General features: G+C 47.4%; 9 protein-coding genes, 1 other RNA gene and 3 pseudogenes. 11 read left to right on the top strand and 2 right to left on the bottom strand.

The window, feature by feature from the left end; translation table 11 throughout:
* From K2G43_RS11945 to K2G43_RS11915, 7 genes and pseudogenes are all read left to right on the top strand, one after another.
* Window positions 1–185, top strand: a pseudogene (locus tag K2G43_RS11945) (4-hydroxythreonine-4-phosphate dehydrogenase PdxA); the annotation flags it as partial.
* Window position 186: 1 nt separating this feature from the next.
* The gene (locus K2G43_RS11940; protein ID WP_297645584.1) at window positions 187–1,437 is read left to right on the top strand and encodes a sigma-54 dependent transcriptional regulator; all 1,251 of its coding nucleotides are present in this window, start codon (window positions 187–189) and stop codon (window positions 1,435–1,437) included.
* Window positions 1,424–1,948, top strand: a complete 525-nt coding sequence (locus K2G43_RS11935; RefSeq protein WP_297645587.1) for an LptE family protein — start codon at window positions 1,424–1,426, stop codon at window positions 1,946–1,948. The genes K2G43_RS11940 and K2G43_RS11935 overlap by 14 nt, the downstream gene beginning before the upstream one ends.
* A 4-nt stretch (window positions 1,949–1,952) precedes the next feature.
* Window positions 1,953–2,741: a tetratricopeptide repeat protein gene (locus K2G43_RS11930; protein ID WP_300155488.1), complete on the top strand. Its 789-nt coding sequence runs from the start codon at window positions 1,953–1,955 to the stop codon at window positions 2,739–2,741.
* 6 nt (window positions 2,742–2,747) lie between these two features.
* Window positions 2,748–3,104, top strand: coding sequence for a preprotein translocase subunit SecG (gene secG, locus K2G43_RS11925; RefSeq protein WP_300155485.1), 357 nt, complete (start codon window positions 2,748–2,750; stop codon window positions 3,102–3,104).
* 193 nt (window positions 3,105–3,297) lie between these two features.
* Complete coding sequence (locus K2G43_RS11920) at window positions 3,298–4,962, top strand: MFS transporter (protein ID WP_297644182.1); 1,665 nt, start codon at window positions 3,298–3,300, stop codon at window positions 4,960–4,962.
* A gap of 40 nt (window positions 4,963–5,002) precedes the next feature.
* Window positions 5,003–5,353: a PqqD family protein gene (locus K2G43_RS11915; protein ID WP_300155492.1), complete on the top strand. Its 351-nt coding sequence runs from the start codon at window positions 5,003–5,005 to the stop codon at window positions 5,351–5,353.
* Between the two features lie 10 nt (window positions 5,354–5,363).
* On the opposite strand, the gene K2G43_RS11910 is transcribed toward K2G43_RS11915, so the two are convergent.
* Both K2G43_RS11910 and K2G43_RS11905 read right to left on the bottom strand, forming a co-directional pair.
* A complete protein-coding gene (locus K2G43_RS11910) occupies window positions 5,364–6,410 on the bottom strand; it encodes a DUF4831 family protein (RefSeq protein WP_300155481.1) in 1,047 nt (348 codons plus the stop codon).
* Between the two features lie 69 nt (window positions 6,411–6,479).
* A complete protein-coding gene (locus K2G43_RS11905; protein WP_297644184.1) occupies window positions 6,480–7,607 on the bottom strand; it encodes a lactonase family protein in 1,128 nt (375 codons plus the stop codon).
* Window positions 7,608–8,044: 437 nt separating this feature from the next.
* Here K2G43_RS11905 and K2G43_RS11900 point away from each other — a divergent pair, with 437 nt between their 5' ends.
* The 4 genes and pseudogenes from K2G43_RS11900 to ssrA form a co-directional block, all read left to right on the top strand.
* On the top strand, window positions 8,045–8,650 hold the full coding sequence (locus K2G43_RS11900; RefSeq protein WP_297644185.1) for an HU family DNA-binding protein: 606 nt from the start codon (window positions 8,045–8,047) through the stop codon (window positions 8,648–8,650).
* A 384-nt stretch (window positions 8,651–9,034) separates the two neighbouring features.
* A pseudogene (locus K2G43_RS11895) lies at window positions 9,035–9,201 on the top strand (GIY-YIG nuclease family protein); the annotation flags it as partial.
* A gap of 59 nt (window positions 9,202–9,260) precedes the next feature.
* Window positions 9,261–10,917 (top strand): annotated as a pseudogene (locus K2G43_RS11890) (RecQ family ATP-dependent DNA helicase); the annotation flags it as partial.
* A 424-nt stretch (window positions 10,918–11,341) separates the two neighbouring features.
* Window positions 11,342–11,734: a transfer-messenger RNA gene (gene ssrA / locus K2G43_RS11885) on the top strand; the annotation flags it as partial.

Here is an 11,734-nt window from a genome sequence, read left to right as displayed (position 1 = left end):
ATATTGCCGGAAAAGGGGTGGCTTTGGAGGATTCCTTCCGTCAGGCTATCTATGTCGCTATTGATGTGTTCCGCAATCGTCAACGCGAAGAAGTTGCCCATGCGAACCCCTTGCGCAGACAATATTACGAAAAGCGCGATGACAGCGATAAGCTGAAATTGGATAGTGTAGAAGAAGATTTGTAGAATGACAAGAGCAGAGATACAACAAGTAAAATTACGCTTTGGTATTATCGGTAATAACGAAACGTTGTTGCGGGCCATTGATATTGCCATGCAGGTGGCGCCTACCGACTTGTCTGTGCTGATTACTGGAGAGAGTGGAGTGGGAAAGGAGAGCTTTCCGCAGATTATCCACCAATATAGCCGCCGCAAGCATGGACAGTACATTGCCGTGAATTGTGGTGCCATTCCGGAAGGAACAATCGACTCTGAACTCTTCGGCCACGAAAAGGGCGCTTTTACGGGTGCCATCGGCGAGCGGAAAGGTTATTTCGGCGAGGCCAATGGAGGTACTATCTTCTTGGACGAAGTAGGTGAGTTGCCTTTACCTACACAGGCACGATTGTTGCGTGTGCTCGAAAGCGGGGAGTTCATCAAGGTGGGCTCTTCCAAAGTGGAGAAAACGGATGTGCGTATTGTGGCTGCGACGAATGTGAACCTGACGCAGGCTATTGCAGACGGTCGTTTTCGGGAAGATTTGTATTATCGCCTGAATACGGTGCCCATTCAGGTGCCGCCTTTGCGTGAGCGAGGGGAGGACGTGGTGTTGCTTTTTCGCAAGTTTGCTTCGGATTTTGCGGAAAAGTATCGGATGCCCGCCATCCAACTGACAGAAGATGGCAAGCAGGTGTTGCTGGCTTATTCCTGGCCCGGCAATGTGCGTCAGTTGAAGAATATCACCGAGCAGATATCCATTATCGAGACCAATCGGGAAATCAATGCCTCTTTGTTGAAAGGATACTTGCCCGAACAGCCTGCCATACAGCGCTTGCCCGCCTTGTTCGGCGTGAAGGAAGACAAGAGTTTCGGCAGCGAACGGGAAATTCTTTATCAAGTGCTGTTTGATATGCGTCAGGATGTAACGGAACTGAAGAAACTGGTGCATGAAATCATGACGGAACGGGGAACGGTGCCCAACGCTACGGTTCCTGCTTCCGCTTATTATACGCCGGCTGCTCAGGCGGTGGTTCCTTCGGTGGAAACCGGGGTGCCTACCATTATTCATCCTTCGGTGAAGCCGGTATCGGCGGCGGATGATGACATACAAGACACGGAGGAGTATGTGGAGGAGTCGCTTTCATTGGATGAAGTGGAGAAGGAGTTGATCTGCAAGGCACTTGAAAAACATCATGGAAAGCGTAAAAATGCGGCGCAGGATTTGAAAATTTCCGAGCGTACATTATACAGAAAGATTAAAGAATATGGATTGGATTAAAAAAATAGGGCTTGCCACGTTGTTGGTGAGTTGCTCGTTCTTGTTGAACTCTTGTAGTATAAAGGTGGGACTTGCGCCCATCAGCTCCATCGACTACACAAAGGTGAAGACGATTTCCATCGCCGACTTCCAAAACCGGGCGGAATATGTATATGCGCCGTTGGCTACGGAGTTTAACCAGAAGATGAAGGATATGTTCATACAGCAGACCCGGTTGCGGTTGGTAAACACGGGAGGGGATTTGGACATAGACGGTGAGATAACCGGTTACAATCAGTATAATGAGTCGGTGGATGCCAGTGGCTACTCTTCGAAAGTGAAGGTCACGTTGACCGTCAATGTGCGTTACGTGAACAATACGAACCATGAGGAGGACTTTGAGCAACAGTTTTCGGCTTTCCAGACATACGACTCTTCACGACTGCTGACCGAAGTGCAGGATCAGCTGATAACGCTGATGGTGAAAGACATCGTCGAGCAGATATTCAATGCAACCGTAGCTAATTGGTAGAGCGATGACTTCCGTCCAATTGCAACAGTGGATTCTGCATCCCGAAATGTTAAACAGGGATACTTTGTACGAGCTGCGCACGCTGGTGGCTCGCTATCCTTATTTCCAGTCGCTCCGTCTGCTTTATCTGAAAAATCTCTATTTGCTGCACGACATCAGTTTTGGCGCGGAACTGCGCAAGGCGGTGCTGTATGTGGTAGATCGCCGCATATTGTTCTACCTGATAGAAGGCGACCGCTATACGCTGAAGTCCCACAAGGATTCGCCGCTTTTCTCCAAAGGTCTGGAACAAGAGTTGAGTGTGGACCGCACGCTTTTCCTGATTGATACTTTTTTGGCTACACTTCCGGAGGAGCATACCCAACAAACGGGCTTGGACTATGCCATGGACTATACGGCCTATCTGATGCAGGAGGATGAATCGCAGGAAGAGAAATCGGAAGAACAGGAGGAAGTGCCTCAACTGCATGGCCATGAATTGATAGATGGCTTTATCCGGAAGAGCGAATCGCCGGATGCCGCGAACGAAAAAAGGAATTTTTCCGAAGTAGCGTATGAAGAGACGGAAGAAGCGGATGAGGAGGAGGAAACTTCGGAAATGTCGGCTGCAGAGGAGATAGACAACAGCTGTTTTACGGAAACTTTGGCAAGAATATACATAAAACAGCACCGATATGAGAAGGCACTTGAAATTATTAAAAAATTAAGTTTGAATTATCCAAAAAAAAATGCTTACTTTGCAGACCAAATCAGATTTTTGGAGAAATTGATTATTAACGCTAAATCAAAATAAACAAAAATGTACTTATTATTAATTATCTTAATGGTGCTTGCATCCGTGCTGATGTGTTTCATTGTGTTGATTCAAAATTCAAAAGGGGGCGGTCTGGCGTCAGGCTTTGCGTCATCCAATCAAATCATGGGCGTACGCAAGACTACAGACTTCTTGGAAAAGGCAACTTGGACTTTGGCCGGTGCCATGGTAGTGTTCAGCATTGTGGCGGCTTATACAGTTCCTACTTCTACCGGTAAGGGTGGTGATGTCATTCTGGAACAAGCCCAACAGGAAGAAAAGACCAATCCTTATAACATGCCTATAGGTACGGCAGCTCCGGCAACGGAAACTCCTGCTGCGACAGATTCTGCGGCTCATTGAAAATAGGAATACCACTTTTTTATAGTTGTCGCAGACGTTAAGCTGCGGACAACGTTGGAAGACGCGGATTACAGCGGACAGAACGGATATACAGATTCGTGGATGCCATGTAATCCGTGTCTTTCTTTATTTCGCGGAAGAGAAAGAAAAAATACTTACGCATATATTAATTAACCTTATAGTAAAAAGAAAAATGACAACTACTGACAAAATCCATCAAACATTGCGCGATTCTGCAGGAATGCGCTGGATGGTACTCTTGTTTTTGGCTTTCGCCATGTTCTGCTCCTACATTTTTATGGATATCCTTTCGCCCATCAAAGATTTGATGCAATCGACCCGAGGATGGGATTCCACAGCTTTCGGTACGATGCAGGGTTCTGAAACGTTCCTCAATGTTTTTGTTTTCTTCCTTATCTTTGCCGGCATCATTCTGGATAAGATGGGGGTACGCTTTACGGCGGTGCTTTCGGGAGCGGTGATGCTTGTGGGGGCTACCGTCAATTGGTATGCCGTGACCGATGCTTTCCAAGGAAGCGGATTGGAGACTTGGTTTAACAACAACCTGAATTATATTCCCGGCTTTGACGAATTGGGAATATCTCCTTTCTATAAAGGCATGCCTGCATCTGCCAAATTTGCTGCGGTAGGTTTTATGATTTTCGGCTGCGGTGTGGAAATGGCCGGTATCACGGTTTCACGCGGTATCGTGAAGTGGTTCAAAGGGCGTGAGATGGCACTTGCAATGGGGTCTGAGATGGCTCTGGCCCGTTTGGGAGTGGCTACCTGCATGATTTTCTCTCCGATGTTTGCCAAGTTGGGAGGTGTGATAGACGTTTCCCGTTCGGTGGCGTTCGGTGTGGTATTGCTGTTCATTGCGCTGATTATGTTTATTGTCTATTTCTTTATGGATAAGAAGTTGGACGAACAGACTGGCGAAGCGGAAGAAAAGGATGATCCGTTTAAGCTTAGCGACCTTGGCACAATCCTTTCCAGTGGAGGCTTCTGGGTAGTGGCGCTGTTGTGCGTGCTCTATTATTCGGCGATATTCCCCTTCCAAAAGTATGCGGTAAATATGTTGCAGTGCAATTTGGTGTTTACCGAGGTTCCTGCTGATTCTTTCTGGGCTTCCAATACAGTGGTCATCATTCAATATTGTATCATGTTGGTAGTGGCTGCCGCGGCATTTGCCAGCAACTTCTCCAAGAAAGCCAATATGAAATACGGATTGCTGGTCGTGGCAAGTGTGGCGCTGGTCGTGTTCTGCTACATGGGCTATATGCGTCAGAGTGCCGAAACGGTGTTTGCCGTATTCCCCTTGTTGGCGGTGGGCATTACGCCGATATTGGGCAACTATGTGGATCATAAGGGAAAGGCGGCTTCTATGCTTGTGATAGGTTCCGTCTTGCTCATCTTGTGCCATTTGACGTTTGCGTTTGTTCTCCCGATGTTCAAAGAGATGGCAGTGGGCGGTATTTTCATCGCTTATCTCACGATTCTGGTGCTGGGAGCCAGCTTCTCGTTGGTACCTGCTTCTTTGTGGCCCAGCGTGCCCAAGCTGGTGGATGCCAAAATCATCGGAAGTGCATACGCCTTGATTTTCTGGATTCAGAACATCGGTTTGTGGCTGTTCCCGCTGCTGATAGGCAAGGTGCTTGACAAGACCAACCCCCAGTTGGTGGAAGACCTGAAGAACGGGGTGATTACGCCCGAAGAGGCTGCCGTGTCTTATGACTATACGGCTCCGTTGGTGATGCTTGCTTGTCTGGGTGTTGCAGCTTTGGTGCTTGGTTTTGTGCTGAAGGTGGTTGACCGCAAGAAGGGATTGGGATTGGAAGAGCCTAATATCAAGGAATAATCGCTATTTAAGTTTGCAGAGAACGATGAACAAAGATGCTATGGAAATTCCTGAAGGCAAGGTTAGCCTGTTGGACGCAGTTCCGGTTCGTTGCAGCTATATAACGACCGAGTGGGAAGGTGAGTGCGCTGTGCTCGCCTATCCCCGGTTTAAGTATAAATGGATGCGGCGCTTCTTGTTGCCGAAAGGGATGTCGCCCGATATCCGTGTGCGGCTGGAAGAACATGGCACCGCCGTTTGGAATCTGATAGACGGGCACCATACCGTGCGCGAAATCATCACTCTGCTTGCCCCGCACTTCGGGGAAGATAAAAATTACGGTCCTCGCGTGACTGCCTATCTGATGCAGTTGCGCAAGGACCGTTTTATTCAATTGACGATTGGCAATTGACAATCGGGGGTTATTCCCTATCTACTTTTATGATTCCTCCGGTGGCTGTGTCGAACAGTACCTTGATAGTGGAGTTTTTGTTGAACAATATCGGTGCCAGGTATTCGATGGTTCCGAATTGAGTAATAGGAAGCTGTTCGTCGAACAGCTTTTTGTTGTTATGGGTGAGTGTCACTTGCGCTTTGCCCGGAAGGTTGTAGGCTATACCTTCCACCTTCTTTTTACCGTCTTCGGCGGGTATGCCGGGTGTCTTCAAATCGGTAATGCTGATGTAGTAAGGCTCACCTGCCAAATCATCGATAGCCACCAATCCCAACTTTTTGGAAAAGCGGAAAGCCACTTGGCCGCTCATCTCTTCGGGGGTCAGGCGGATGGTGAATGTCTTTGACTCTTCTTTGACTTTGCCTGAGAACATTTCTGTCAGGGCACGTTCTTGCAGGCTCAGGTTGTCAAGCATCAGTTTGAGCTGGGCACCGTCTTTGGGCATGTTGTCCGCCTCTCCGCGCAGAAGGGCGTTCTTGCTTTCGCGGATGCTGTAAATCTCTTTGGCCACCAGTTCAGCCATTTTGGCGTTGGAACTTGTCATCAATATCTCTTCTGTCAGAAAACTGCGCGGGTCCACTTCTTTTTCCGTGGCTTGAACTTGTGCAGGGGGCGTTTCCTGCCATTTGCTGAAAGGCATGTTGATAGAGCGGACAATGCCGCCTTCCGTAAGTTCCATCAGGGGAGCTACGGTCTTGTCTTTCATTTTGACGAAATATACGTTCTCTTTATCGGGAACGCCTGCCGCACGGGTTTCTATCTTGTCCAGCGTCCAATACTCTTCTGTTTCGGCAGACACGTTGTTGAGGCGCAAGTAGCGTTCGGCATACTTGCAATAGTCTCCGGGCACATAGGTGTGCCTGGTGGTTTGCAATACGATTTCAATTTCCGTTTTGGGCAGCATATAAGTTACCCCGTAATCTTTGCCGCGCATCACGCCGGTGGTTACTTCTGTCTGCGCCAAGGCGGCAGTGCTCAGGAGTAGGGCGGATAGCATCCATATCTTCTTTTTCATAATGTACATCGTTTAGACTGATTTAGCTGAGGTACAAAGTTAGTGAACTTATCTTTGCCAGCTGTTGCTTTATAGATTATTAACAGAGCCGACGAACTGTATGCATACCGGCATGTCCACTGCTATGTCTTGATGGGTGTCTTCCAGAAGTCCGGTGATTTCATCCCGCCGATACACCTGAATGACGTTGCTGTCGCGGCAGGCGGCAAGCAGGTATTTTCCGTTGGGCGTGATGTTGAAGTTGCGCGGGTGGATGCCAGTGGGCTGATAGCCTACTTTGGCCAGTGTGCCGTTTTCGGGGTTCACGGCAAAGACGGCTATGCCATCCTCCTTCAGTCGGTTGCTGGCGTAGAGGTACTTTCCGTCCGGGCTGAGGTGGATGTCCGCACTTCCGCGGGCGGCTATGGTGTCGGCTGTGATGGTCTGTATCTGTTCCAGTCGTCCATCATCGTAGCTGAAGGCGATGACTTTGCCGGACAGTTCGGTGATGAGGTAGGCGAACTTCCCGTCCGGGCTGAACGTCAGATGGCGCGGACCGGAGTCGGCTTCAATATTCACGGCTTCCAGAGAGGGATGGGGAATAGGGTCGTTGGGATGCAGGACGAAGCGCAGGATGCGGTCGGCGCTGAAGTCCGTGGCGAAGATGTATTTCCCGTCTGGCGAAAAGACCGTGCAATGGATGTGGGGAGTGCCCTGGCGCAGGGCATCAGGACCGGTGGCAGAACCTTGGAAGAGGGTGTCGGCAGAAGCCAGCGTGCCATCTTTCTGCAAGGGGAAGACGGACATGGTTCCACCGCTATAGTTGGCGGTCAATACCTCCCTGCCATTGGTGGCCACGTAGCAGGGGTCGGCACCAAAGGTGGGTACGGTATTCAGCAGGCGCAGTTTTCCAGTTTTCCGGTCGAAGGAAAGGGAGCTGAGTGCGGCCGTACTGTCATTCATCTCGCTGACGGCATAGACCCGATTGCCGTCTTCCGACGGAACGAGGTAGGATGGATTTGGCAACGCCGCCGAACTGAGCGCGACCGCCGTTCCCGTCTCTTGGTTGAAGCGGAAGGTGTAGATGCCCTTGCTCGAACCGTTGGTGTAAGTGCCCACCAGCATGGCGAGTTCGTCTTGGTCATTGTCGGACCCTTTGGGAGAAGAGCCGCAGGCCGTCAGCCCCAATCCGAGCATACATAGAAGAAGATGTTTCATGGTGATAGTGTGTAAAGTTGTTTCATTCTTTTCTGGACAAAGGTAATACAATTCCCTTTTTTTGAGGGATTATCGGGAGTTAAAAGGAGTTATTCGGGCGTTATTGGTTCTTACTTTTGTGAAGAGCTATGCCATTGGCTTCTTGATTTCGGTGATGTTTTGTCCGTTTGTTATTCAAATCTGTCTGAATATAACTTCTTTTTCACGGAAAAACAATTATTTTTGTGCCTGCAAGTAAGTGGGCTGCTTATAGACGGCCCATGGGCTGTATGCAATCAGATTATCGGCTGTCTATAAGCAGCCCATGGGCTTTCTGCAAACAGCTTACTTGTTTATGGTTGTTGCGGAAGTTGTTTGTCCGTGAAATGAGACTTGTTTTTCCACAAGCTGGAAATTAGTTTTGAAACGATACGCAAATAGTTTAATAAGAGATAGATATGGCATATTATGATTTGAAGAAGAAACCGGCACTCACCACGAAAGAGGGCGAAAAAGAGGTGCTCTACGTGCAGGCTGTGGTGGCAGGAACCATTTCATCGGATGAGTTCCTCAATCTGGTGTCCAAGCGAACCGGTTTTCGCAAAGGCGAGATCGAAGGTGTATTGATGAGCGTGTTTGATACGGCTACCGACTGGATAAACCAGGGATTCCGTGTAGAGATAGGGGAGCTTGGCTTCTTCACCGGCAAAGTGAAAGGCGCCCGATTGGTAGAGAAAAAGACGGACATCCGTGCACAGTCCATCAGCTTTAACGATGTCAATTTCCGTCCCTCCGCCAAGTTCAAGAAGGCGCTGAACGGCCAGTTGGAAAGGGTGCCTACCGTAGCTTTCCGCCACTCTAGCAACCTGTCTTTGGAAGAATTGGAAAGGCGCCTGCTGGCTTATCTTGACACCCATCCCTTCATCAACCGTGTGACCTACAGCGAACTGACCGGACGGCTGAAATGGACGGCAACCAAGGATTTGAAGCATTTTGTAGAGAAGGGGGTGATTGTGGCTTGCGGAAGGGGGAATCAGAAGTGTTATGTGAAGGGGGAGGTTTAAAATTGTTTGCATGGCATGGTTTATTCATGGTATTCAAAGTGCAAGCATATCAAGTGAGGATACGGAGGTGTGTCAAAACGAAAAGGAACCGACATAATGATATAATTTAGGCACGGATTACACGAATTCACGGATTAATCAAGAAGAAAAACGTGTAAATCCGTGCCTAAAAGAAAGCAAAATGCATGTTTTGACACATATACTTGCATTTTGGAAGAAATCGCTGTGCTTAACTTCTTACGAGAACAGTTTAAAGCCACATTCAAGGAAGAGTTTTTTGGATTACATACTTGTCCCTTAAATCTAAAATATACCCACTTATGGATTGCGGATAAAAATAAACCGTTATATTTGTGAATTAGTAGAAATTCACAGATTTTGCTGATGAAAACGAACGAACAAGGATATGTATATATATTGACCAATTCCTGCTTTAAGAAGATTGGGGTGAGATAGGCAAGAGTGTCCGGCCCGTAGATGTCCGGTTGAAAGAGCTTGATAACACTGCGGTGCCTCTGCCGTTTGAGATATTCGCAACAATGAAAGCTCTGCTGCTGATGATGATGTAGCGGATTGATATGGAATTTTTGATACAACAATCTAATATTATATGAAAACACCCAAACAGATACTTAAGTCGTATTATGGATATGACTCCTTTCGCCCCATGCAGGAAGAGATTATTCAAAATGTGCTTCAGCGCAGAGATTCTCTTGTATTGATGCCTACCGGTGGCGGCAAATCAATCTGCTTTCAGATACCGGCATTGCTGATGGAAGGCATGGCTGTTGTGGTATCTCCACTCATATCTTTGATGAAGGATCAGGTGGAGGCTTTGCGTGCTAACGGGATTCCGGCAGAGGCCTTGAATAGCGGTAATAGCGAGTCGGAAAATCGAACGATTCAAGAACGATGCCTGCGAGGTGAATTGAAATTGTTATATATGTCACCGGAACGTCTTATGGCATACATTCCCTGGATGCAACAATATCTGCGAGTATCGCTCTTTGCCATTGACGAGGCTCATTGTATTTCGCAATGGGGACATGACTTCCGACCGGAATACACCCAACTTGGGTTATTGCGTGAGCAATTTCCTCATGTTCCTATTATGGCATTGACAGCGACAGCCGACAAAATCACAAAAACTGATATTCTGGAACGATTGCATTTGCGTAATCCTGAAGTCTTCGTCAGCTCGTTCGACCGGCCGAATCTTAGTTTGAGCGTGAAACGTGGTTATTCTGCCAATGAAAAACTCCGTACTATTATGAACATGATAGAACGTCATTCGTATGAGAGTGGCATCATCTATTGTCTTGCACGCAAGACAACAGAGCAGCTTGCCGAGAAACTCCGTGAAAAAGGAGTCTCCGTTGGGGTTTATCATGCAGGATTGGCGATGGAAGAGCGTAATCGGGTTCAAGAGGAGTTTGTCACAGACCGAATAAATGTTGTGGTAGCTACTATTGCTTTCGGCATGGGGATAGACAAGAGTAATGTTCGTTTTGTCATTCATTACAATTTGCCGAAAAGCATTGAGAGCTTCTATCAGGAGATAGGCCGTGGCGGCCGTGACGGATTACTAACGGAAACCCTTTTGTTCTTCAATTTGCAGGACTTGATTACACTTCGGAAGTTTGCTGACGAAAGCGGCTGGCAGGAAATCAACCATGAAAAACTGAACCGCATGCAAGAATATGCCGAGGCTCAAGTGTGCCGACGGCGTATTTTATTGAATTATTTTGGAGAAACGTCCGAATTTAATTGTGGCAATTGTGATGTGTGCAGCACTCCGCCCCAACATTTTGACGGAACAATGCTGGTACAAAAGGCGTTGTCGGCCATTGTTGCAAATGGGCTTTATCGAGATAGCTTATAATGAGGATAGGCATTTGAAGCTCACTGAATTGGGCAAAGATGTATTATATGGTCGGAAAAAGGCTGAATTGGCAATCATTGTGCGCGAGGACTTGCGAGTGAAAGGGAAGAGAAAGCGTGCACGACAGACTGATTCTGTAGAACCGATAGCCAATCACGATAGCGATAGTGAAGAAAAGCTTCTGTTTGAACGTCTGCGCGAGCTACGTCGGCAAATAGCCGATGCAAACAGTTGGCCTGCATACATTGTGATGTCCGACAAATCACTTCATGCCCTTGTGGCGGAACGTCCAACTACGCTTCACGATTTTGGAAACATCTTTGGTATAGGTGAGCATAAACGTGATGTTTATGGTGAGCAGTTCATTGCTGTTATCAAGGAGTTCGCTAAAAAGAATACGGCTGTTCGGAAAGAGCCTGTTTCAAGAGAAAAAGAGAGTGAGGCATTATCTTACATGGATAAGCAAAAACAGATATATGCAAAGGCTTACGCTCCATGGACTGAGGAAGATGACAATCGCTTGAAACAACTTTATGCGGAGGGGAGAAGTGTGGCAGAATTGATGGAAATATTTGAAAGGAATAGAGGGGCTATACGTTCGCGGTTGAAAAAAGTCGGATTATTGGGTTGATTATAAATTTCCGTGTTATAATAAGAAAAATGTGTGGTAAAAGGCGATAAAATAGTTCGAATTAGTTCTTAATATCTTTCACAAGGCATCTTTTCTGTACGATATGTATTAATATATGCAAATAGATGATGGTCGCTAATAAAAGAATCTGTATCTTTGCACCCAATCATAAATGCTTGGGGTTGACTGGATTTGACAGCGGGCAGAAATGGTAAGTAAGCATGCAGTGCGTCGTTGATTGGCACTTAAATCTCAGTCTTCAAAATTTTATCTGGCGAAACTAACTACGCTCTCGCTGCTTAATCGAAGTACAGTAGATTGAAGCTTAATCCCGGCACCAGGTGCTGGGACGTGACATCACTCGGAAGCTGTTGCTCCGAAGCATTCCGGTAAAGTGGTGCAGTAAAATCGGGGATAGTTCAAGCCAGCCTCGTGGCTTGGATGAAATTTTAGAGGATAAGGTAACGGTTGATGGCTTTGGTTCTGCCGTTGCACGAAAACTTAGGCAAAGATAAGCATGTAGAAAGCTTATGATTTCCTCGTTTGGACGAGGGTTCGATTCCCTCCAGCT

The organism is Bacteroides sp. (genome assembly GCF_029057325.1).
In the GTDB taxonomy this organism is placed as follows: Bacteria; Bacteroidota; Bacteroidia; order Bacteroidales; family Bacteroidaceae; genus Bacteroides.
The sequence above is the reverse complement of the archived record's forward strand: the minus strand, read 5'-3'. Positions and strand labels throughout refer to the sequence as shown.

Excerpts from the sequence above, each read along its gene's own strand:
- K2G43_RS11930 (WP_300155488.1), top strand. The coding sequence starts at position 1,953 with ATGACTTCCGTCCAATTGCAACAGTGGATTCTGCATCCCGAAATGTTA.
- K2G43_RS11910 (WP_300155481.1), bottom strand. The coding sequence starts at position 6,410 with ATGAAAAAGAAGATATGGATGCTATCCGCCCTACTCCTGAGCACTGCC.
- K2G43_RS11920 (WP_297644182.1), top strand. The coding sequence starts at position 3,298 with ATGACAACTACTGACAAAATCCATCAAACATTGCGCGATTCTGCAGGA.
- K2G43_RS11915 (WP_300155492.1), top strand. The coding sequence starts at position 5,003 with ATGGAAATTCCTGAAGGCAAGGTTAGCCTGTTGGACGCAGTTCCGGTT.
- K2G43_RS11940 (WP_297645584.1), top strand. The coding sequence starts at position 187 with ATGACAAGAGCAGAGATACAACAAGTAAAATTACGCTTTGGTATTATC.
- K2G43_RS11905 (WP_297644184.1), bottom strand. The coding sequence starts at position 7,607 with ATGAAACATCTTCTTCTATGTATGCTCGGATTGGGGCTGACGGCCTGC.
- K2G43_RS11935 (WP_297645587.1), top strand. The coding sequence starts at position 1,424 with ATGGATTGGATTAAAAAAATAGGGCTTGCCACGTTGTTGGTGAGTTGC.
- secG (WP_300155485.1), top strand. The coding sequence starts at position 2,748 with ATGTACTTATTATTAATTATCTTAATGGTGCTTGCATCCGTGCTGATG.
- K2G43_RS11900 (WP_297644185.1), top strand. The coding sequence starts at position 8,045 with ATGGCATATTATGATTTGAAGAAGAAACCGGCACTCACCACGAAAGAG.